Below are 23,215 nucleotides of genomic sequence, written 5' to 3' on the forward strand. Positions count from 1 at the left end.
ATTAACCAACAACAATTGGAGCAGGAATCACCGAGCTAGGGCTACACACTCTATTTCGCCCGTTACCTTTGGCGCGGTAAAGCGCCTTATCCGCACTGCGATAGGTCGCTTCGGCTTGCGCCTGTATTTCAGACACACCACAGCTCACAGTCAGGTTCAATGTTGTTCCTTTGGCAATCACTTCTTTCAATCGATACATCGCCTCAAACGCTTCTGGCAAATCAGTTTCTGGCATCAAGATAGCAAACTCCTCTCCGCCTACTCGCGCAACAATGTCGGTGTCTCGGCAGTTATTTCTCAACAGTTCAGCGACCTCTTTTAGCGCTGAATCACCTTGGTCATGACCATGATTATCATTGATAGCCTTGAAGTGATCTAAATCGATCAACGCCAGGCAAGAATGCGTGTAACCATAACGCTCCGCTAGGTTTGAGTAATGTTTTAAGTCGTTATCAAAACGGCGTCGATTCCAGCACCCTGTTAATGAATCCGTTTCCACCAGCATTCTTAATCGGCGCTCCAATATCTTGCGTCGGCTAATATCCGTAAAGGTCACCACGTACTTATTATTGTGCGGTAGGATGTCGGTTAGCTTTTCCACTACAACGTTAACGGTAAACTGCTCACCAAGTCGACTTACGCCACTCAACTCACCTTTCCATCTCTGGTTTTCCTTAAGTGAGCGAGTAATGGTCGCGATTAGGCTGTTGTTATTCATAAAGCAGAGGTCAGAAATCGGGCGAGATTCGACTTGGTCAAAGGCATAACCTGATACCCGAGAGAACTGTTGATTAACTTGTATAACCCTCAATTGACTATCGAGAACGATAAAGCCTGCGACACCATCAATGATCGCTTCCGACAAGTTACTCTTGCTTTGAGCCATTTCATGCCGATAAAGGCGTGCGGTAATGAGAGTGCTAAGTAAAAACAACGCACACACCGAAAAAACCATGGCCGTCGTAGCTGCATTACTCAGCAACCACAAGCTAAATGCCATATTGATGACAAGTGCTGACATCACGTATAGCGGCATTTTTCGGTCATAACTTAACTTGTTCATAGTTTGCTCTGGTGATGGGCGAATGACTATAATGGCTAAGTTTTGATCAAGATATTTACCATTTTACGACACATATGAATTCAAATTAAATGCCAACCAGTAAGCTCACTGACTTATGCTAATTATTGAGTAAGAAGAGTAAACTGCCACCACTGAGCGAACTGCCGTAGTTGAAGTTAATCCCAACACCGAAGTTATCAAAGAAGTAGGAATCGTAGGGGACATCGAACACCAATCCTGCGCCAAATTCATAGTAATAGTGCGTATCAAGCGGGTCAGTGAGATCCCCTGCTACGTCTATTCTTCGAAAGTTGTAGTGAATTTGAGGGTTCTTTAACGACCAAGCATCCAATGCCACATTTTGTCTGAATTCAATTTCATTGATAAAGCGTAAACCTTCAGGGTTGCCGATATCGCCATCATTGGCTTCGCCCCATCCTGTTCCATAGAAATAACGCGCTCTTGATGACACATTCCAACTTCCCCAGTCTTGTTTCTGTAGGTATTTGAGTTTGACCGACGGCTCGCCAATCAATGCCCATGCAGAAGTATTCAACGCGTATCCATCGAGCTGAGATTGAAAGGCTTGAGAGTAGCTGTTTTTATATTCGTATTTATTGCGGTAGTAGAGTAAGTGAGTGCCTAGACCATAAACGATAGACCAATGTTGATTTAAATGGCTTTGAGCACCGAAAAAGCCATACAAGCCCAATACTGAGTCTTTATTAGGGTTAATTCGGCGGTCCGATGTAACATCAGATGAAATCTCAATATCCTGCTCAGACAGCGCATAAGAGCCTCGCACCGACCAAATCAAATCTAGGTCAGGATCATCGGTTTTAATCACGGAAGAATAAGGGATAGAGCCGACACTGACTTGACTTCGAGTGTCGATGGTTTTATCGGAGCCAAAACCACTGTCGTTTAGATTAATGAACGAGTTAGGATCGAAATCCACAAAACCAATAGAGACGGCATCGCTATCTGTAAGCGCAATTGAAACGGCAAATACCTTTTCCAAACGATGTTGAATCGCCTCATTGGATGCATAGGCCGAGGAAGAAATAAGGCCCGTTAAAAGTAAAGTAATAGAAGGGGGATATAGCGATTGGGGTGAAAGCATTAAGTTGACTCCATTCAAACTTATGCTTCAAGTGTAATTGGTAATTTAACTATTTCAATCAGATAGTTAATAGCGTGGTTGATACCCCTCTCAGTTCCGATTGTAAGAGTGTCGCCAAATCTATTGAGCCCCAAAGCTCTTCTACGTCTTGGATTCTAAAATGAATAATCATATGCGCCTCTGTCTAAATTGGAGTCTTATCTTGGATCATTCTGAAACCGGGAACTTACCATAATACGCCATACCCAGTGAAATGACTGTTTACAACTCTGATAGGCGAAGTGATTGTTCATAAGAACTAATTAACGCTGGATGACACGCAGGAACGCAAAAAGTGAGCCACCATGGGCTCACTTTTTAGGTCTAAACAAGATAATAAGTAGCGGAATTAGATAAAGACTCTCGCTCTAATACTAAACACCCAAGCGCTACTTTCATTTGAAAACGCAGGATCTTTTATATACTGGATGTCAGGCGTGACTTGGAAATGATCACCAAACTGCATGTTGTAGTAGATCTCCGCTGTCCATTGCTCTGTGCTACCGCTTATTGCCTTCGCATCAGCTGCAAAAGAATCACCATTCACTTCCGCCCAGTTTAGCGCTACACCTAGGTTATTCGTCGGTTTTCCTAACCCGAAATATCCCATACCAACCGAGATTGATTTATCGTAAAGGGCAACATCCCCTTCAGAGAAGCCACCACGAACAAATGGCATAACTTGATCATTCATGAATTGACCCCATGAGAAGTTAACGCCCGAGCCACCTTCCGCAGCAAGACTATTACTGTGGCGCGTATCATCACCAAAATCCCAGAAAGTGACATGGAAGTTATCGGTGTAGATCTGCTCTTGCGAAGCCGTCCAACCTAATTCCAGTGTCGTAAAGTAAGACGCATCGCTGCCAAAAGCGGTATCAAAACCATCAAGAATATCATCTGATTGACCATTTGCATCCGCGATACCACCGACGACATAAAAATTCTCGCCCAACATATGACCAGCAGAAAGCGCAAGTACACCATCATCTGGTAAGCCCATTGCGCCTGAGCCTGTCGAGAACGCCAAGTTAGTAAAACCAGACCACGGGCTTGCTAGAGCGTAAACATCTGCATAGTTCGTTACATCCTGCCAACCGACAACAATAGTGCCTTTGCCATCGTTGATTTTTTGCTTCCAATTCAAGTCCGTAACACGGAACCCTTGGTCACTGTATGCAGGGCCAATTGCACCAACATAGCCAAGCGGGCCGAATGAATAGTCTTTTGGCGCAGTATCACCATAGGCATGCCTATGTTCCACCTTCCATACCAAGCTACCTGAGTTCTGTGTGCCATTTCCTAGTAGGTGCCATGACCCGTATAGCCGTGCGACGCCGGATGATGCATTAACGCTATCGCCACCAACGCCATCTCCAGAAGTAAGGCCTAACGCAAAGTAATCCGCGCCAAATGTAAAACCATCCGCAGCAAGCTTTTCACGCCAATCCAGTTGCTGATATTTTTGTTTTGAAATTGTATTTTCAACAGAGTCTGGACCTTCGAAATTTGCGCTATAAACCGCTGGGCTCATTGACGTTGCTAGCACCATCACAGCCATACTTACTTTAGATAATCTTGAATTCATCTTGTCACCAATGCTTTTTGAGTGAGTTCTATTTTATTCATTGCTCACATTGAAAATTGTCATTTGATGACAACCATTAATTTTCTTTCTCGTAATAGTCTTCAATCATCGAAGCTTTCATTTCATAACCCATGGTGAGGTTACTTTTTCCATCGACTAAGAAAACTTCTTCAGTCACTTTGTTCGAGCTAAAGTCACCTTCTACCCATACTGGATACTGAACGTTCTGTACCTGAAAGCCTTCAGGGAAAGACACACGCACAATCTGGTTTGCTGGCGGAGGTGGCATGTGAATACATGCGCCCGCCACTGGCACTAAAAGAAACTCAATTGCGGTCATACCTTCTGAGAACTCTAAAGGCACGATGAAACCCGGAACTCGCACTTTCTTGCCGTCAAATTCTGTCGTGATAGCTTCAGCGTTCGCCTTCATGGTTTTCATGTATTCGTCACGCAGCGCGATCATTTCGTCTGCATCAACGCCCTGCTCATTTAGCGCTTTTTTGAATAATAAAGCCTGTTGTTGAGCTTGCTCTTCCTCTGATGCACTCATTGCTATCACACCTTGTAATAGACGCATTTGCTGATCGGTAAGATCTGGCATTTTTAATTTCATTTCGTGAGATTCTGAATTCAGATCTTGCCACTCAAGATTCATCGCTGTTTCAGCAAAGGTAGGTAAAGCGACGATAGTCAGTGACATCATCGATAAGATAAGAGAAAGCGTTTTTTGCATAAGGGACACCTTGAAGAGAGGTGACCTACCGAAGTAGGTCGCCTATTAAAGCTTAACTTTTAACTGAATAGTCGCGCTGTGTTACAGCGTGTTTTTGTAGACTTTGCCATCTTTCATGATGACTTTGATGGTATCGATTTCAGGACTACGCGGCTCTGCGTCAAACCATTTTTCGTTTGCACCAATCACTGTTAAGTCTTCAAGTGGGTTGCCTTCTACAATGATGATATCGGCGTATGCACCCGCTTCAATCACGCCCAACTTACCCTCTGGATATGGGTCCATCACACCAGACAACTTAACGATCTCGCCGTTTACTGATGTCATGCCTTTCAGAGTGAAGAAGTTACCAAGCTCTTTGCCCGCAAGGTAAATCGTATGGTCGGTTTGCTTAATACAAGAAACCACGTCACCAACACAGTCTGTGTGGAAGCCCCATTTAGGTTGGTATTTGTTTACGTTCGAGATGTAATCTTTGAACGCTTTGGTTGCAGATTCCGCTTTACGCTTAGATGCAGGGTTCGAGTTAATCGCTTCGATCTGTGTTAAGTAAGGGGAGAACGCAGTCATGTTGGTTGTGATGTAAGCATCTTTATCTTCCATCTTGTCAGCGATATCACCATCGAACATGAAGCCGTGCTCGATTGTTTTAACACCCGCATCCAAGTTACGCATGATCGCTTTTTTACTGTAAGCATGAGACATCACGTAAGAACCGTAAGCATCGGCAATTTCTACAGCTGCCTCAATCTCTTCCGCAGACATCGCATTCAGTTGCCAAGGGTCAAATGATGAGGCTACACCACCCGATGACATGATCTTAATTTGAGTATTGCCTTGCTTGAAGTTTTGACGCGCAGCGGCTTTGATTTCGGTAATCCCGTCAGCATTAAAGCTCACGCTATTACGAGCCATATTGGTCGATGAACCAAAGAAGTGTTGGTTAGCCGTGGTTAGATTACTGAAATCGGCGTGTGAACCCGTTGGCCCAATAAACGCGCCTGATGTGTAGAGTCTTGGCCCCGGCAACATGCCTGAGTCGATTGTTTTACGTAGGCCCGTGTTCAAACCACCCGCATCACGCCACGTGGTAAAGCCTGATTGAAACGCAGCGTTAGCGTTGACTGTTGCTCGAGCGGCCAGTTCTTCAATCGTACGGTTGTTTTCGTGGTCACTTAGATTACCACCATTCATCAGCAAGTGACCATGGCCTTCGATTAGTCCCGGCATTAACGTTTTGCCTGTGCCATCAATCACTTCAGCTTCGCCAGCCTCGATCGGGCTTGCAGAGATTTGTTTGATTAGGTTGTCTTCGACTAATACGTGATGGTCTTCGTACAATTTGTTTTCAGTACCATTGAACACATCGACGTTAGTAAATAGCGTTGATGCTGCATTTGCAGAAAGAGCAAATGAGCACGAAAGAGCAACAACAGAGAGCTTTAAGCCTGCATTTTTCATTTTTACACCTTGATTCCGTTTGTTAGTGGCGTCCACTTCCCATAACGATTCCGTAACTACTAATGAGTGTTATGAGGTTTCAAAGATGTTTTTATTGGTCGTGACACTCACAAAAATCTAATCAAAATTCTGTGAAATAATCGAGGCAAAAACAACTCATCAACATTCAATAACTTAGTAGTGATACTGCCAGTCTTCAAGGTTGATAAATGGCCATTTGATGACAATAAATCATTCTGCGTTCAGGCTCCGGTTTCTGCTTACAGGCTGGAATTTTTAGTCACTGGCTAGAGCTTCACTCCGGAGCTGTTATTGCCGGATCTCTTACTGATAGCTTTGTACTGCTGCTTACCGACGTTAGCTGTGCTCTTTTCGGTACTGTCTTGGCGTCATGTTCATCTGTCTTTTAAAGGCTCGGGTAAAGTGGGAAGAATCGGAATAGCCCATCTTTGCACCAACTTGCGTGATCGATAGATCGGACTGCTCTAGCAATTCCAAAACCAGCTCAAGAACCATCTCTTCAATCAAGCTCTTGTAGACCACTCCTTCACTTTCCAGACGACGTTGAATCGTCCTAACGTGGATATTAAGAATCTCAGAAGCCAAGCTAATCGGGAGTTTCCCCATCGTGAGGTAAGGCTTGATCACCAACTTGAAGGCATTGAGAAACGTACTAGGTAAAGGGGCGGTTGGCTCAAGTACCTCAGCAACCTTTGGCAAGACAATCGGCGCAAGCATGATTTCTTCTGGAATTTCAAAGGCCGTAACGGGTCTCTGTGTATAAAATTGAGCAGTGCCCATTTGTGGAAGAGATTGAAAACATTCGAGATCGCCACTTTGAATGCCAACCTCAGACGGCTTCCAACGTCCTTGCGTTAATACTGAAAGTAGCTCGTTTATGAAAATGACAGAGAACAATTCGGCGAACTTAAACCAAGGCGCGTTCGTAAATGGCTTCTCGCGAACAAACCACCACTTACCACCTGCGTGTTTGGTATAGACATGAGCCCCATTGGATACCAACTTTAACTGTTCACCAAATTGATCGAGTGCACTTTTCAGCGAATCCTTTTGGTTCAGTTTTGCCACAAACCTTGGTACATAAATTTGCTTGCAAAAGCTCCACATAAACAACGAGAACTCCTCTCTCGACGCCGACTCCCCCATAATCTTGACCACATTTTTTATGGTGGTCTCTGGGAGGTAATCGTAATGGTCATTGCTGGTGAGAATGTCATTGGGGATTTTGGCACTGCGTAACAAGGTGTAGATTTCACCATCGATATGTTTGAACAGTTCCGCAAACAGCTCTACTTCCTTCTTATCAACCACTGTCATTATCTGAGAAGTATTTGGCATCCTTTCCTCTTAATCTGTTCTTTCAAGAACTCTAATTATCACCTTCTTTAAGATAGCAGAACAAACGACGAGTTACCTAGGCCTACTAACCGAATGTCTCTGTCAAAATAACGAATAAACAAACGGTTAGTAGTTAAACACGTGTTTACTGACTTGGTAGATTACTGAACGGCTAGATCCGCTCGGCGTACCCATAATGCTCGGACATGATCGTAAATCAGATTAAACACAAACGCGTAAATGGTAATAAAAATGGTCACGCCGATATCCATCAAAAATGCCTGCCATAACCCCACATTAAGCAAGTATGCCATCACAGGGATCGTCGCTATCAACAAGCCAGCCTCAAATAGCACGACATGAAAAACACGTAACTTGAGTGAACGCTTGGATTTTTCACCCGTGAAATAACGATCGAAAATACGGTTAAAACAGTAGTTCCAAATCATCGCGATGGTCGCAACAACTATCATGGTTCCTGATAAGGCATTTACATCGTGCTCAGTAAATATCGCTAAACCTATAATTGACAGTGTGACAGCCAATACTTCAAATAATACAGAATGAAACACTCTTTATAAGGTACTCATACATTCCTCTGAATAATCTAATGCGTGTTGGATTAGCCGAGATTATGTCACCGGAAACAATAAGAGAAAGTTAACAGCCATCACGATTAGTGATAACTTAAGCATGAATAACCCAGTTTGTATTGAGCGAGAGATAGCATGTACAGTTTTGAGCAACTAAAAGTCTTCGTCACAGTGTGTGAAAGTGGCTCTTTCTCTGCCGCCGCACGCAAGTTGAAACGCGCTCAATCCGGCGTCAGCCAGTCGATCGCCAATCTAGAAATCGCCATCGACCAAGAGCTGTTTAACCGAGAGAAAAACATCCCCGTTTTGACCAATACAGGTAAAGCGCTATTGCCTGTGGCTAAGTCGATTCTTGACCAGCAAAAGTATTTCGATCAAAAAGTAGAATCCCTGACACAGGAAGATGAGCACGAACTGATCATTGCCATTGACGAAAGCATCATAGATACAAATTTCATCAAGATAATCAGCTCACTAGCCGATCAGTTTCCAATCACACACTTCGATATCATTACCACCTCAACCTTTGATGTTGAAGATCTAGTAAGACGCGGAAAAGCACAGATTGGCATCATCTACGCGGACGGTGAGCTTAAGGTTGATATGGATTTCTTCTTGCTGGGCCAAGCGCGTTTCCTAACCGTTAGTTCAGCCACTCACGAACTGAGTCACATGTCCGTAGTACAAGACTCAGACCTCAAGCGCTATCGCCAATGTGTGCATCGTAGTTCAAAACAGCGCGAACTGTGGTTCACCTACGGTATTAGCTCGATGCTTTGGTATGCGAACAACCACAAGACCATAGTTGATCTCGTTGAACAGAACGTCGGTTGGGCAAATGTGCCCGAAATGATGGTGATGGAAGGCATTCAAAAAGGCGATCTTGTGGCGTTGCCTGTCTCACACGAGCATGGTGGTTGGATTACTCCTGTGGGTTGTTTAGTTTCTCGCAGCCACATCAATGGCCCAGTTCTCACCAGCCTTATTGAGCAACTTAAGGGACACTCACTGCAATACAATCAATGGCAGGCAAACTAACCTCCCTTATTCTTCACACATCGTCAATTCAGAGGTTCAATATCGGCGTGGAACTCACCACTGCTACCTCATTTCTGCTTATCTTGCCGATAAATATCTTTGTCGTCTGGATAAAACACCCTAGTTGATGTCCAAAAGTGACCTAACTACACTGCGATCCCAACGGGTTTGTCTTTTCAAACAAATTTAGACGGACCCAAATCGCTCTTTAACACCACTGACCCAACTTCAAATCTCTCAGATAAACGCTCTGCCTTGCAGTCGCTTATTCCGGTTTCAAATAGATCACTTTTTGAATATTAATTCGCCCCAGTTTATGAGCGCTCATCGAGTGCTTTTTTATATCTAAATGAACCTTTTGGAAAATTTGTCGTGAACGTTTTAAGAAATATTTGCCCTGAGAAAATGGGTAAAGAGCGTAACAAACGAGAGTATGATTTACGCGTACTTAATTGTGTCAGTGAAAGCGAATATGAATCGCGTATGGCGGTTTGGAATAGTCTAGCGTTAACTGCTACTCCGTCTGCTTCGGAAACAAAGGGCTTCATCGATGAGTCTTTCAACAAGCTTCAACAAGACCTGAAAGAAGCTAGCCGTGAGTTGTCGATTAACTACACGGACTTCATCGCAATGGCGCATGAAGAGATCAACTACATTAAGGTGTTTGTTGCTGATAAAACCGCACAATACGGTTGGTACGCTGCGATCGTTCTTATGATCATCGGCACCGTTGCTCTGTGTATTCAATAGACCCAACAGTGTGTTAGATAGAGCACCTTAAATGCTCAGTCGATAAGCACATCTACCACTACTTTGTACTGGTGCTTTCACTAGAAAACAGATGACTAGCCTCATTTGTTTTCTAGTCTATAACCTCTTCACTCTCCCATTAGAGATAGTAAGTCTTGGGTCGCTTCTTTAGGGCTTTCAGCGTGACATATCGCCGACACCAAAGCCAAGCCGTGAATACCCGTCTGAACCAACTGCGGAATGTTCGACTCGTTGATGCCACCGATACCCACAATCGGCAGTTTGGTCGTTTCTAACGCTATTTGAATGCCTTCGTAACCCCAGTGTTTCTTTAGATTTGTCTTGGTAGGTGTCGCGAAAATCGCACTAAGGCCAATGTAATCAATCGGCAAACTATCGGCTTCTTGTAACTGCTGCTCAGTCTCAATCGACAAACCAAGAATCTTATCAGGGCCAATCAGCTTGCGTGCTAACGCGGCAGGCATATCCGATTGCCCCAAGTGCAAACCATCGGCATCAACGGCCAATGCCACATCAACTCGATCATTAATGATCAACGGCACACCTGAACCAGACAAAATCGACTTAACGGCCTGCGCTCGTTCAATAAAAGCTCTCACATCTCCATGCTTCTCTCTTACTTGAACCATAGTGACACCACCAGCGATTGCTTGTTCAACCACGAACTTAAGCGTTTCTAAATCTTGTTGGTCATCCGTTACTAAGTAGAGCTTATAAGGGTTCATATCGTGCCTTTGGAGTCGGAGTCTAAATTGAGTTGCTACCATTTTACCGACAATTCGCATCATGTGCATGGAAGTTAATACTAAATTAGCTCAATTAAGCGCGCACCATTGAATATACAACTCGTTGAAAGCATACCGAAAATCCTGAAATTTTTAACGAAAGCGTTACTTATTACACAAACTATTCACTTAAGCCTGCCCAGAACGCTGTTTTATGGAATACTTCGCTATGAAGGAATCAGGTAAATATAGGGATAGTTATGCGCCACCTTTCTATAGCGCTCAAGATCAAGCTGGGTTATGCCATCTGCTTGCTCTTTTTCGTCATTTCAGGCTTTGTGAGTTACAAAGGTATCCAAACCTTGTCGAACGGCTTCAGCCAATACAGTGAACTCAGCCATAAAGCGACACTCTCAGGCAACATTCAAGTGCACTTTCTTCAGGTGCGTTTGGCTTCTGAACGTTACTTAGAGTCATTGGATGAACAGTACGAAACGAATTATCAATCAAGTAAACTCGCGATTGATGAACTGCTGAACAACTTAATCCAAACCACCACCAACACCGATAGCTTGTCGAGCCTGCAATTAGTGCAAGACAGCGTTGCGGCCTTTGATGTGGCTTATGGGTCAATGAAACAGAGTGAGCTCCTCATTGAACAACTGGTAAACGTTGAGATGGTCAAACGAGAGACCAACGCACTGAAAGCTGCTCAGAGCTTGTTGTATGAGTCTTACAATAACAATGATCCAAACGCGAGCTTATACGCCGGCATGTTGATGGAGAACTTCCTCGCAGCCAAGATCACCGTGCTCAGTTACTCAAACAACAACGACCTCAAAACCTATGAAGCGGGCAAAGATATCTTTGAATACGCGCTACCAGGTATCGAAGGCGACATTGAATCTCTCAAATCCTCACCTTATCAAAGTGAGCTGATTGAAGACTTCTCGAACCAACGCGAAGCGTATGCAAAGGGCTTTGAGCAAGTTCATCAACAAATGATTGAGAACACGCAAAGAACCGCTACCCTCGCCTCTATTGGCGACAGTTTAGCGATTGCGGTCGCCGATGCTCAAAGTATTCTCGAACAACAAAAGCAAGCGCTCACGCCTGTACTGCAAGCCAGTGAAAAGCGCTCGATTCAAATCATTATATTGCTGACAGGAGTTGCCTTAGTTATTGGCATGACGAGCGCCGTGTTGGTGACTCGCTCTATTACCACAGGCATCGCGCAGGTTAAACAAATCACCAACGAACTTTCTCAGGGCAATCTGAATGTTGAAGTGAACATTGAGAGCAAGAACGAGATTGGTGAACTGCTAACCAACATGGAGATCACCATTGAGTCTCTGCGCGATATTGTTGGCCAAGTGAACCGCTCTAGTGTGCGTATTGGCGAGATGTCAGAGTCGCTTAACCAGGTGACCAATAATAGCTCGACCAACGCAACACAGTTGAACAGCGAAATGCTCAATATCTCTTCTGCCGTTGATCAATTGGCTTCCAGCACATCAGAAATTGCTGCAAGTGCTAACCACGCCTCTCAAGTTGCCAACCAAGCAACCGAGAATGTGGCGATGGGACTCAAAGAAGTAGACAAAACACTGCATGAGATTGGCAGCGCCGATGAAAGCATGCAGGTCAGCAGCCAGAAAGTAACGGACCTACACAAAGAGTCGATGAACATTGGTGCCATTCTTGAAGTAATTAAAGGCGTTTCTGAACAAACCAACCTACTGGCATTGAATGCGGCTATTGAAGCAGCGCGTGCAGGTGAGCAAGGTCGAGGGTTTGCTGTCGTAGCGGATGAAGTAAGAACGCTCGCTAAGCGTACTCAAGATTCTGCAAGCCAGATCGATGAACTCATCACCTCGCTACAGCGCGGTGCTAAAGACGCACTCGAGTCGATCAAAGAGAGCCACAGCACGGTTTCCGATGCTTCGACTCAGGCACAGCAAGCCTCTCAGAATTTGCATGTGATTAACCAACACATCCAGGATTTGAATCAGGCCAACAGCCAAATCGCGATATCCGTCGATGAGCAGGACTGCTTAACCAAATCACTGGGTGAAAATGCGCAAGGTGCCAATACTATCGCACAAAGTAACCAAGAGTCTGTAAGCCGTATTTCTGGCGCAGCGAGCGACTTAACTGAGGTTGCTCATCACCTAGAGAGCCAAGTGAATCGATTTAGAACCTAGCATAAGCTGCTTTATCACAGCTGACATAGTTCTGAGTCACAAACAAAAAGCCCCCTACACATAAGTGTCGGGGGCTTTCTTTTAGTTAAAAGCTTTAAATTAAGAGCCATTAACTTCGAACTATCAGTTTTGAGCTTAGAACTAGATTAAGCCTACTGAATCTTCAGACGCTGAATCAGTGTCTCTTCATCTAGTTGATACAACTCATCAAGCAAGTTCATTTGCAAGCTACCTGGGCCACGAGAGTTCTCAGCCGCGATTTCGCCAACCACACCCAACACCGCTGCAGCAGCCAAACCACTTTCATCACCGACAGCAGCAAACGCGCCCGCCAAAGTAGTTAAGGTACAACCCATGCCCGTCACATACGGCATCATTGGGTGCCCGTTATTTAACGTCACAACACTGTCTTTGGTGACAACGTAATCCGTCTCACCAGAAATCACCACATTTGCGCCATATTCAGCCACTAAGCATTGCGCTGCGCCTAATGCAGCATCACTGCTATCTAGTGCATCAACGCCTTTGCTCTGTGCTTGCTCACCCGCTAACGCGATAATCTCAGACGCGTTACCACGAATGATCAACTTATCCGCTAAACGTGCGATTTCACGAGAAGTCTCAGTTCGCAGCGTACTTGCACCACAACCCACAGGGTCAAGAACCACCACCTTGTTGTTCGTGTTTGCTTGTTCTACCGCGAAGCGCATTCTTGGCGTCCAAACGCTGTCTAACGTGCCAATGTTAATCACCAAAGCGCCAGAGAATGACATCATCTCAGCCAGTTCTTGTTGTGAGTGTGCCATGATAGGCGAAGCGCCAATTGCCAATAACGCATTGGCCGTGTTGTTCATCACGACGTAGTTGGTGATGTTTACAACCAACGGTTTTTGCTCTCGAACTGCGCGCAGTGATTGGATGATTTGTTCAGTTAGCATGGATTAATCCTTATTCGTGAAAATCGCTTTTAAGCCGCTGTTGAGTCATTAAGTGCATTCAGACCTTGCTGCCAGAAAGCCACTTCCATACGTGTTGCGGTTCTGAAGATATGAACGATGTTCTGACCGCGCTCGCTGTTAATATCAATCTCAGCCAGTAGCTGATTGAAATATTCCGCGCCCGTTGCCACGCCAGACTGGAACTCTTCGCCGCCGTAAAGCTGAAGCCAGCTTGCGTATGGGTTACCTTCCAAAACAGTATCACTGCTTTCTAACAGCGCTTTACCAATCACAGCATAACCAATTGAACATGGAGCCAGTGCCGCATAAAGATCAACAAGATCACCCGTCATACCTGCATCTAGAACGTAGCGCGTGTAAGCAACTGTGCCGAAATCTTCAGGTTCGTTTTCTAAATCCGATTCCGTCAAACCCCACTGACCACAGTAAGTCACATGGTGAGAGATTTCAGAATCTAATAAAGCATGAACACTTGGCAGTGCACGACGCATATCAGCCAGTGTTTTTGCCTTGTAAATCGCCAATGCATAAGCGCGAGCATACTGCTTCAAAAACAGAAAATCTTGCTTTAGGTAATGCAGAAAACACGGCTGAGCGAGAGTGCCGTTTGCCAGCGCTTTAACAAAATCATGCTCAGTGTAGTCTTGCCAATCTTGTTGACAGGCTTGGATTAAGTCTTGGTATTTCATGAGATTCCTTAGTCAAAAGTCGGTACGTAGCCAGCGGCTTTTGGTAGTGATTTAATAATGCCTTTGTCAAACATGAACTGCGCGTAATCATCGTAACGCTTCATATCTACTGCAGAAGGGCGAAGTGCGAAACGGGTTAGTGTGTCGTTCCATGCGCGTTGGTTAAGCTCGTTGTTCAACGTATCTGGTGAATACGCCACAAACTCGCTCCATGACTCTTTTGGATGGTTCACGATGTAAGTCGTTGCTTGTTCCAATGCTTTGTTGAACGCTTTGATCGCTTCATCGTCGTGCTGCTTTGCGTTCGCAACAAAGATAAGCTCATCGTAAGCTGGCACACCGTGCTCTTCTGGGAAAAACGCTTTGGCTTTAAAGCCTTCAAGAGCTAACTGGTTAGTTTCGAAGTTACGTAAGCCACCCCAGATTGCGTCTACCTTGCCTGATGCCAATGAAGATGAAAGTGCCCAACCAACATTGATGGTTTGCACATCTGTAAAAGCAACGTTTTCTTGCGCTAACATAGTGCCGATAGTCGCTTCTTCGTTGCCAGCAATCGCAATACCGATTTTTTTACCTTTAAGATCCGCTAGCGAATCGTTCTTGCCGTTATCCAGTACCATTAGTGTGTTCAGTGGCGTCGCGATAAGAGTTGATGCACGAACGAGAGGCAAGCCTGCCGCCACATCCATGGTTAAACTTGGTTGGTAAGTTACCGCTAAATCGACCTTACCTGCCGCAACCAATTTTGCTGGCGTGCTTGGGTCAGCGGGCTCTTGAATTTCAATCTCTAAGCCTTGATCAGCAAAGTAGCCACGCTCTTGAGCGATCACAATCGGGCCATGGTTCGGGTTCACAAACCAATCCAACATCAGTGTCAGCTTCTTTTGTTCAGAATCCGCCAATGCATGACCTGAAACCAATGAAGCAAGCAGTGCCACTGCACCTACCAATTTTGTATTTTTCACGGTTAACCTTTCCTTTTGAATATTATTCTTATGTTGAGTTATTTTTTATTAAGCAGGCTTTATTAAACAAAGCCTTTTTTAAACAAATGTTATTGAGCAAGCCATCAATGGTTCTCCCAAGGGATAGCTTTTTTAAGTAATTTGTCTGTGATGAAATAGAGCGAGATAGACAGCACCGCCAAGATGAACAAGGCGGCAAACATCTCATCGATGATCATGCGCGCGTTGGCTTGTAGCATTAGGTAACCCAGCCCCTCACTCGAACCCACCCACTCGCCGACGACCGCTCCAATTGGCGCAATCACCACAGCGACACGAATACCAGATGCCAGTGTTGGCAGTGCAGCAGGCAGTTGGATGTGACGAAGCAGTTGCCATTTCGATGCACCCATCGTCTTAGCAAGATCGAGATAGCCTGTCGGTGTATTACGCAAGCCGTCGTAGCAACAGGTCGTTACAGGGAAGAAGATTATGATTGCCGCCATCACCACTTTTGAAGCGATGCCATAGCCAAGCCACAGCATCAATACTGGCGCGATCGCGAATACAGGAATCGCTTGGCTAGCAATTAAGATAGGCAATAGCCAACGTTTCAATGGATCAAACATCAACATCTGCAGAGCAAAAAACAGCCCCATCGACAAACCTAGCAGTAGACCAAGTAAGATCTCTTGCGCAGTCACCCAAGTGTGTTTGAGTAACACATCGTAGCGTTCAATCAACTTGAGGAAGACTTCTGCGGGAGCTGGCAGAATGAAGCTTGGCATCCCGAAAATAACTACCACCATTTGCCATAAACCCAGAATAACAGCACTGCTGATAAGCAAACGCATCACGGGGTTCATCTGACGAGGGCGTGTAGTGGCAGCCTGTCCGTTAGTTGAACGAGCCACAGTTTCGCTTCGCATTAGATCATTCATAATCACGCTCCAACTGGTCTAAGATCGCCTGTTGCAACTCGGCACACTCACCATCGAGCACTCGTGGCGTTGACGTGTGAGGCACAGATAAAGAGTGAGCACTCGCCGGTGTGCCTTGCAACACATACAAGTTATCCGCCAAACGCACCGCTTCTTGTGGATCATGGGTGATCAGGACAACGGTTTTATCCCTTAACAGTTCACACGCTAAGGTCTGTAACTTGTGTCTCGTTACCGCATCCAGCGCAGAGAAAGGTTCATCCATCAGCACCACTGGTTTGTCTTGCATTAAGGTGCGAGCCAAAGCAACACGTTGACGCATACCACCAGACAACTGATCCGGCATCGCATTCGCATAATCAGCCAAACCAACCGCAGCGAGCAACTCGAGTGCTTGATTGGTTTGCAGTGCTTTGTCAGAAGCTGGATTTTGAAAACGATGACTCAGGCAAACATTGTCGATGACCGATAGCCACGGCAGTAACAAATCTTGCTGCGCCATGTAAGCGATGCGATCGGTTAGAGGCAGTTCATCAGACGTTGCCAATGTGCCCTGCCACTCCACCTTGTCGTCCAGCAAGCCTGCCAGATAACGCAATACGGTGGTTTTTCCGCAGCCACTTCGACCCAACAATACCGTCCACTTACCTGCGTTTAAGCTAAGCGACAATCCCGATAAGGTTGCGTGTTCGCTGTCGTTATAACGTAAGGACGCATTGCTGAGTTGAACGCCAATCGTATTAACGGACATTGCCGTGCCCAGCGAAAAAGTGATTTACCGGGCCATGACCTTGACCAACTTGGAGTTCGTCAGCATGAGTAATCGCGCGTGAAATGTATTGTTTACCTAGGTCGACAGCCTCTGGAAGCGTGTTACCTTGAGCCAAGAAAGAAGCAATAGCAGAAGAGAGCGTGCAGCCCGTGCCATGAGTGTTTTTGGTAGGAAAACGCTTCGCGCTAATCACAGCAGATGTGGTTGGTAGAATCAGCAAGTCGTTACTATTTTCATCTTTCTCCAAGTGACCGCCTTTTAGCAGGACTGCTTTAGCACCTAAAGCGCGCAGGTCTTCAATCATATTCTGCATTTCAGCTTCGCTCTCAGGCACGGCTTTTCCTGTAAGTGCAGCGCCTTCTGGCAAGTTAGGGGTAATGATGTCTGCGAGCGGAATCAGCTCTTGTTTTAGCGTGGTGATAGCAGAGTTTTCTAAGAGAAGGTCACCACTTGTTGCGACCATTACAGGGTCGATCACTAAGTGTTTAGGTTGGTATTGTTTGATTTTGTCCGCGACGACTTTAATGATTTGCGAATCCGCCAACATACCGACTTTTACTGCCACGATATTCAAATCAGTAAACACTGCATCTAGTTGGCTAGCGACATGCTCAAGTGGGATTGGGAAAATAGCGGACACGCCTTGGGTGTTCTGAGATGTGATAGCAGTAATCACAGAACAAGCGAAGCTACCCGTTGCCGACATAGCTTTGATATCAGCTTGAATACCTGCGCCGCCGCCACTATCAGAACCCGCGATGGTCAAAACAATCGGAGTATTGATCGAAGAAGATTGGTTTTCTGGTGTTTGAGTGTTGCTAGGTGATGCTTTAGAAATGGAATGCTGTGTCATGGTCGCTCCTACTGTCTAAAAGACGTAAGAGAACCGAACTTTGGCCGTAAAGAGAGTGTGGAGATGAAACCAATGAGAGATCATTGTTGAACCACGTAGGCAAAGTAATCATAGTTCCCTACGCCAGTGTTAACTGAATCAGGTTCAACGGGTCTCGAATAACGATCTCAGCAAATACCAAATAAGGTATATGCCCCCCGACTATTGATAGCGATAGTAACAGCACTCTCACAACTGAGATACTGATTTTATTCAATTATAAGAATTACGCATGAATAAATTTCAATTAGGCGCTAAAAAACAAGTACTTATAACGCTATTTAAGATGGCTTCGACTGTATCAACAAGCACAGTACAATCAGGGACATACCAAACCACCCTGTAAAAGGAATCAGCTCACCGACAACGCAGACCGCGAGCACCGCTGCGACTACCGGTTCAAACAAAGTAAGTAGATTGGCACTACTCGCGGTGACATGGCGTAAACCAAAACTGAAGGCGACATAGCCCAAGCATTGTGGGATTAACGTCAGATAACTGATGACTAATACGTTGGTCTGCGAGGAAAACAGGTTCTCACCAGTAAACCAGAGCGTTGGCAACAACAGCATCGCACCGAGGCCAAAAATACTGCCCATCGCCGCTTGTGACTTAATCCCTTTATCGATCAGTGCCTTTGTCGCCCAAGAATAAATGGCATAGCACAGGCCTGCCACCAAACCTAATCCAATCCCCAAAAGCTTCAGGTCGTCGCCAGAGTCACTCGCCGATGATGATTCTGAAAATACCAACAACCCAATACCTACTACACCAATCGCAAAGCTAGTGAGCCAACGTTTGTTGATATTATTATTTTTGCTAATCAGACACTCTAGCAGTGCAGAAAAGAAAGGTGCGGTAGCAATCGAAACTACGGTACCTATCGCCACACCTGATAATTTCATTGAAGAATAGAAAGCTAAGGGATATACCGCCAAAGCCAAAGCGCTCACTGCCAACAGCTTCTTGTTCTGCAAAAGTTTGTCGAAAACGAATAGGATTTTTCGATACGCCAAGCCCGCTTGCATTAGGCCACCGAAACCCATAGAGAAAGCGCCAATCGCCAATGGGCTCAGATCGGGAGCAAAGCTTGCGGCGGTGCCTGTCGTGCCCCATAAAATAGAAGCAAACAAGATGGCTAAAGTGCCCGTTTGGAATTCATTAACGCGATTGATGGCAAGATTCATTTCTATTATCCAATTTTCATTTTTCAAATAGATAATAGTGAATGTTTATAATATTTAGTTTGCTGAAAGGACGCTATTATTGTTTCTAAAGACTGTCTTTCATGGAGCCTAGAAAAGCCCTTGGAGACATCCCAAAATGCTGAGAGAAGCGGCGACTGAAAGCAGAAACATCACTATATCCCACATTTTCGGCTATCAACTGAACCGGTAAATCGGTATGGGTTAACAAGGCTTGAGCTTTCTCCATACGATAGCGAGTAATGTATTTTAGCGCACTGATTCCAATACACTCTTTAAAGCGCTTCTTAAACTGAGTGGGGCTCAAACAGGCCATTTCTGCAAGTTGTGAAATGGATAACGGCTGCGTGTAATTATCCGCGATCAGCCTTTGTACCGCACGAATTCGAGGGTCGATGCTCTTGCTTACTTCTTGTTGTTCTAAAAGCAGTGAAAACACATCCAAGATAGATGACTCAATACCACTGTCTACTTGGTATTCCAACTGCTTTTCAACAAACAGCAAGAAGCTCATTAAAGGTGGCGTTATCGTGAAAACCGAGAGCTCATGCTCCAACAAGTGCTGCGGCAACTCTGCCATATCTGCGACAATAAACCGCGCTGCTTCATCCGCCTTAAACGCATGCGCTGTGGTTATCGGGATCACTACACATTCGCCCACGGCCACTTTGCCGACATACCCCACCATCTCGATATTGATACTGCCTTGGATCGGCAATACCAGTTGATGATGGTCATCATGAGCATGGGTATTAAATTGCTTAGTGTAAGATCGAATGCTTAAGCTAGATTTCATGAGCAACGCCGGAGTACATTTCGCTAGGTTAAAGTAAGAGACACAAAGTTACATTATCACTTCCCTAGAGTCACACTCAATACTCATCAAATTCATGCGAGCTAGGTGACATGATCAAAAACGGCCTCTAAATAAGAGGCCGTTTTTATTAAAAATCGTCATTCACATCAAGCTTAGAATGACACTTGGCTATCTTGACCAACCGTTACTTGCACGCCGTTTTGAACATCATAGATTTCAAAACCATCAGCAACCGGATCAGCATTATCTTCACCACTGTCATGTTGCGCAGTACAGGTATAACCCAATGAGTAAGTACCTGGGTCAATGAAGCCCAGTGAGAACTCATAGTTCGTCTGTGCTTCATTCATTGTCACTGACGCTGAAGTTACCGGTTTCACTTCATCACTGCCGCCAATTGGAGCCATGTCAGCTTGTTCAACATTACCTTCATACAAGTAGATCGACTGAACAAATGTAGTGTCACCACCGTTACAAGTGTCATAAGTAGAAAGAGCAACAGTGCCTTCAATATTTCCGGTCTCAACCGTATTGATCAGGCTCACAGACGTTCTTTGAATGGTGTAATCAGGGAAAGTCGAACTGTTCTTTAGGCCACGTCGAAGATCGAACTCGACAACAAAATCGTTGCTTTGCTGGTTCACGTTAAAAGAGTTGTTGAAGTACAGTACGCCAGCGTTATCTTCTTTACCTACACCTTGCGGGCACGCGCCATTACCTTTCACCGTTAACTCACGATTCGTATCATCATTTTCTATCACGTAAGATGGATCTGTTGGATGATCACCATCATTCGCGAACACACACAACTTATAGCTACCTACTGGAACTACCTCATTTTCAATCAAAGGAAGCGCATCGCTGCCTTGGTAATCCAACAAATTAACACTTAACGGAATAGGATCTGCGCCATCAGGTAATGGATCGCCATTTTCATCAACGTAGTTACCGTTTTCGTCCGTTTTATACACATCATAAATCAGAGGCGAACCTCCCCCTTGAGGAAGTAAAGCGACCTTGCTAAATGTCACGGTGACGTCTTTAACATCATCAATGGGCGCATCACTCACGCTTAAGGTAATGGGTGTCGTGCTGCTTGATGAACCTGAATCACCGCCACAACCAACAAGCCCAGCCAGCACAAGGCTCGCTAAAGCGGTTTCCTTTAAATACTTCATAACTAATTTCCTATAAATCACTGCTCAATAAAGGGCGTAGTTTGTTGCCCTCTTATTCTTTTCCTTAATGTGACTCATAGACAAACCGCGCTTATGGCCCAAATCGGCTAGCCCTATTATTTAGGGCTGTCTTCATCCAAAAACTCTGTTCATCAAGGTGCACATCTCAGGTCGCACATAGGTTAATTAAGTCTAGTAAGTAAAATGTCAGTAGTCGCACATATTTGGCAAGGTTGCTGTCAATTGTATTGGAATAGTCGGCATGTATAGGGGCTGAGAGGATGATTGAAAGCAATCAAATCAAAGTCAAAAATCGCCCCCAAGATCAAAAAAGGCCGTTAAGACAGCCTGTTGCTGAACTTAAACGACCTTTTTATTGAATGTGGATAAAGCTAATTCGATATTAGCTCATTCAAATTCACTTATTTTTGAAGTTGCTCTTTAGCCGCTTCAACCTTAGAAAAATCTAGGCCAAGCTCTTCAACTGCTTCTTTGATTAGCGCAGGGTTTTGCATTACCTGACCCATCAGCATTTGAAGTTTGTCTTGAGGTAAACCAAGTTGGCTGATCGTCGCCATTGCTGCAAGAGGGTTCTCGGTCAACGTCTTGAATAGCTCGCTGATCTGCTCGTCGCTAATATTGTTCTCTTTCAACATTGCTAAAATCGGGTTCATTTTTTTGCCTTTGAAACACTAAATTAAGTAGGAGCACAGCATACCATCTAGCTGTGCTCGATTGTACTAGCAACTTATACTTTGCCTACTATGAAATAACCCTAAGCCTAGCGAGACTCTAATGGGTAAGAGCGGTAGCTCCACATACCATACGTTCTCAGTGCGTCACGGTAGATGCCTAGAAGCTCACCACTGCTCGCTTTCTTAAGATCTTCTAGCGGCTTGTCTGGGTAAGAAACCGTATCGAAGGTGATACCTTGAGGACCCGTTTGCCAGCTCGCGATTTCAAACAGAGTTTGACCACGACGAACATGGCTTGCCGAGCTGATAATGGTCGCGTGCTTAATATCATGACGAGCAAGCGCATAGCTACTGAATAAGGCATTCCCTACCGTGCTGGTCGCGTAGTTCTCTTCAATGATGCGATCTTTACTTACCCCTTTTGAGATAAGCCAATCCGCCATTAACTTGCCTTCAGTCTTATGGTTCTTCGGCACGCCACCCGTTAACACGATCATCGCATCTGGGTTCGCTTTAGACATCGCCAACGTTGTCTCAAGACGTTCGATCAAGATTTGATGCATAGAACCATCAGGGTTAAGTGCGTAGCCCAAAGTGACTATGGCACCGTGGTCGCTCAACAGCCCCTTATCTGCAGACTCTTTCAGCGGTGTTTCTAACACGCGGTCGACCGTTGCAAAAATACGTTTGATGTCTTCTGCTTTGCCCTTGTTCAGGCTTTCCAGTTTCTCCATGTGCTTGTTGGATTCACTATCATTGCCTTCAAAACGCTGCCAAACCGCAAGGTACGCGTGAAGATCAACATCGTCTGGCGCAACCGTCAGTGCTTGTTCAAACAACTCAATAGCGCGCTCCGCATTCTTGTTGTAGATCTGAGCGTTCGCTGCCGAGATCAACAAGTCAGTACGGTAAGGTTCTAGCTGGTACGCTTCTAACAATCGGTTAGTCACAATTTCCATGTTGCTTGGCATTTTAGCCGTGAAGCCCGCGTGTGAAATTCTTGCCGGAGACTTAAACGCCTGCAACGCATCAAGAAGTAATTGGTCGACAACTTGTCGCTTAGTCACCAACTGCGCGTAATCCGCTGAAGCCTGTACTGCGCCATCGTTAGCAGCAAAAGAATAAGGTGTTGCGCCAAAAGCGAGCATGCCACCAAGAGCGAGGGCGATAATGTTCTTTTTCATGGAAAGATCCTGTGTCGTTAAGTGTTCACATCAGATTTGCTCACCAATGTAAGTCCCTAAGATTAAAAAACTGTGAACCACACCAGAATCTCCGAGGTTAATATTCATTTGTTGCATAAGGTGTGGCAACAGATCACGATTTTGAACTTACCAATAAGCCTGTGTATCCAGATAATTCTGGTTTGAACCAGTGCTCAACGTTTTTGTTGGAATATCTGACTGCGGATTTAATACGCCCT

22 protein-coding genes and 1 riboswitch are annotated in these 23,215 nt (G+C 45.1%); of the genes, 3 read left to right on the forward strand and 19 right to left on the reverse strand.

The genetic code is table 11. From position 1 onward, the window contains the following. Position 1 precedes the first annotated feature (1 nt). The 7 genes from CWO13_RS00790 to CWO13_RS00820 form a co-directional block, all read right to left on the reverse strand. On the reverse strand, positions 2-1,063 hold the full coding sequence (locus tag CWO13_RS00790; RefSeq protein WP_108082368.1) for a sensor domain-containing diguanylate cyclase: 1,062 nt from the start codon (positions 1,061-1,063) through the stop codon (positions 2-4). A gap of 118 nt (positions 1,064-1,181) precedes the next feature. Continuing rightward, a complete protein-coding gene (locus tag CWO13_RS00795; protein WP_108082369.1) occupies positions 1,182-2,186 on the reverse strand; it encodes a Solitary outer membrane autotransporter beta-barrel domain in 1,005 nt (334 codons plus the stop codon). A 388-nt stretch (positions 2,187-2,574) separates the two neighbouring features. Further along, a complete protein-coding gene (locus CWO13_RS00800) occupies positions 2,575-3,813 on the reverse strand; it encodes a carbohydrate porin (RefSeq protein ID WP_258186354.1) in 1,239 nt (412 codons plus the stop codon). A gap of 76 nt (positions 3,814-3,889) precedes the next feature. After that, the gene (locus tag CWO13_RS00805) at positions 3,890-4,549 is read right to left on the reverse strand and encodes a DUF3299 domain-containing protein (RefSeq protein ID WP_108082370.1); all 660 of its coding nucleotides are present in this window, start codon (positions 4,547-4,549) and stop codon (positions 3,890-3,892) included. 81 nt (positions 4,550-4,630) lie between these two features. Continuing rightward, entirely contained in the window at positions 4,631-6,010 is a 1,380-nt protein-coding gene (locus CWO13_RS00810; protein ID WP_107898440.1) for a metal-dependent hydrolase family protein, read from the reverse strand. Between the two features lie 357 nt (positions 6,011-6,367). Further along, the gene (locus CWO13_RS00815; protein WP_107898479.1) at positions 6,368-7,348 is read right to left on the reverse strand and encodes a helix-turn-helix transcriptional regulator; all 981 of its coding nucleotides are present in this window, start codon (positions 7,346-7,348) and stop codon (positions 6,368-6,370) included. A 182-nt stretch (positions 7,349-7,530) separates the two neighbouring features. Then, positions 7,531-7,941, reverse strand: coding sequence for a PACE efflux transporter (locus CWO13_RS00820; protein WP_108082371.1), 411 nt, complete (start codon positions 7,939-7,941; stop codon positions 7,531-7,533). A 156-nt stretch (positions 7,942-8,097) separates the two neighbouring features. On the opposite strand from CWO13_RS00820, the gene CWO13_RS00825 reads away from it, so the two are divergent. Then, a complete protein-coding gene (locus CWO13_RS00825; RefSeq protein ID WP_108082372.1) occupies positions 8,098-9,000 on the forward strand; it encodes a LysR family transcriptional regulator in 903 nt (300 codons plus the stop codon). Between the two features lie 405 nt (positions 9,001-9,405). Then, the gene (locus CWO13_RS00830; RefSeq protein WP_048659932.1) at positions 9,406-9,750 is read left to right on the forward strand and encodes a hypothetical protein; all 345 of its coding nucleotides are present in this window, start codon (positions 9,406-9,408) and stop codon (positions 9,748-9,750) included. 128 nt (positions 9,751-9,878) lie between these two features. Here CWO13_RS00830 and thiE read toward each other — a convergent pair whose 3' ends face one another. Then, complete coding sequence (gene thiE / locus CWO13_RS00835) at positions 9,879-10,496, reverse strand: thiamine phosphate synthase (protein WP_048659931.1); 618 nt, start codon at positions 10,494-10,496, stop codon at positions 9,879-9,881. A gap of 260 nt (positions 10,497-10,756) precedes the next feature. On the opposite strand from thiE, the gene CWO13_RS00840 reads away from it, so the two are divergent. Further along, positions 10,757-12,700, forward strand: a complete 1,944-nt coding sequence (locus CWO13_RS00840; RefSeq protein WP_108082373.1) for a methyl-accepting chemotaxis protein — start codon at positions 10,757-10,759, stop codon at positions 12,698-12,700. A gap of 152 nt (positions 12,701-12,852) precedes the next feature. Here CWO13_RS00840 and thiM read toward each other — a convergent pair whose 3' ends face one another. The 11 genes from thiM to CWO13_RS00895 all read right to left on the reverse strand — a co-directional run bounded on the left by thiM (position 12,853) and on the right by CWO13_RS00895 (position 22,976). After that, on the reverse strand, positions 12,853-13,638 hold the full coding sequence (gene thiM / locus CWO13_RS00845) for a hydroxyethylthiazole kinase (RefSeq protein WP_102432294.1): 786 nt from the start codon (positions 13,636-13,638) through the stop codon (positions 12,853-12,855). 29 nt (positions 13,639-13,667) lie between these two features. Then, a complete protein-coding gene (gene tenA, locus CWO13_RS00850; protein ID WP_108082374.1) occupies positions 13,668-14,348 on the reverse strand; it encodes a thiaminase II in 681 nt (226 codons plus the stop codon). Positions 14,349-14,356: 8 nt separating this feature from the next. After that, complete coding sequence (locus tag CWO13_RS00855; RefSeq protein WP_108082375.1) at positions 14,357-15,313, reverse strand: ABC transporter substrate-binding protein; 957 nt, start codon at positions 15,311-15,313, stop codon at positions 14,357-14,359. Between the two features lie 104 nt (positions 15,314-15,417). Beyond that, positions 15,418-16,158: an ABC transporter permease gene (locus CWO13_RS00860; RefSeq protein ID WP_308829352.1), complete on the reverse strand. Its 741-nt coding sequence runs from the start codon at positions 16,156-16,158 to the stop codon at positions 15,418-15,420. Between the two features lie 67 nt (positions 16,159-16,225). Next, the gene (locus CWO13_RS00865; RefSeq protein ID WP_108082377.1) at positions 16,226-16,984 is read right to left on the reverse strand and encodes an ABC transporter ATP-binding protein; all 759 of its coding nucleotides are present in this window, start codon (positions 16,982-16,984) and stop codon (positions 16,226-16,228) included. Next, positions 16,974-17,858, reverse strand: coding sequence for a bifunctional hydroxymethylpyrimidine kinase/phosphomethylpyrimidine kinase (gene thiD / locus CWO13_RS00870; protein ID WP_181359904.1), 885 nt, complete (start codon positions 17,856-17,858; stop codon positions 16,974-16,976). Before thiD ends, CWO13_RS00865 begins: the two co-directional genes overlap by 11 nt. A 98-nt stretch (positions 17,859-17,956) precedes the next feature. Then, positions 17,957-18,068: riboswitch (TPP riboswitch) on the reverse strand. 110 nt (positions 18,069-18,178) lie between these two features. Continuing rightward, positions 18,179-19,084: a DMT family transporter gene (locus tag CWO13_RS00875; RefSeq protein ID WP_108082378.1), complete on the reverse strand. Its 906-nt coding sequence runs from the start codon at positions 19,082-19,084 to the stop codon at positions 18,179-18,181. A gap of 85 nt (positions 19,085-19,169) precedes the next feature. Next, positions 19,170-19,898 carry a helix-turn-helix domain-containing protein gene (locus CWO13_RS00880; RefSeq protein WP_108082379.1) on the reverse strand — a complete coding sequence of 243 codons (729 nt, stop codon included), beginning with the start codon at positions 19,896-19,898 and terminating at the stop codon, positions 19,170-19,172. A 173-nt stretch (positions 19,899-20,071) separates the two neighbouring features. After that, the gene (locus CWO13_RS00885; RefSeq protein ID WP_107898428.1) at positions 20,072-21,097 is read right to left on the reverse strand and encodes a DUF4382 domain-containing protein; all 1,026 of its coding nucleotides are present in this window, start codon (positions 21,095-21,097) and stop codon (positions 20,072-20,074) included. A 422-nt stretch (positions 21,098-21,519) separates the two neighbouring features. Beyond that, positions 21,520-21,771 carry a DUF2999 family protein gene (locus CWO13_RS00890; RefSeq protein ID WP_004731647.1) on the reverse strand — a complete coding sequence of 84 codons (252 nt, stop codon included), beginning with the start codon at positions 21,769-21,771 and terminating at the stop codon, positions 21,520-21,522. 107 nt (positions 21,772-21,878) lie between these two features. Then, entirely contained in the window at positions 21,879-22,976 is a 1,098-nt protein-coding gene (locus tag CWO13_RS00895; RefSeq protein ID WP_102432301.1) for a YdcF family protein, read from the reverse strand. Between the last annotated feature and the right edge of the window lie 239 nt (positions 22,977-23,215).

Source organism: Vibrio sp. ZF 223, from assembly GCF_003050585.1.
GTDB classification, from domain to species: domain Bacteria; phylum Pseudomonadota; class Gammaproteobacteria; order Enterobacterales; family Vibrionaceae; genus Vibrio; species Vibrio crassostreae.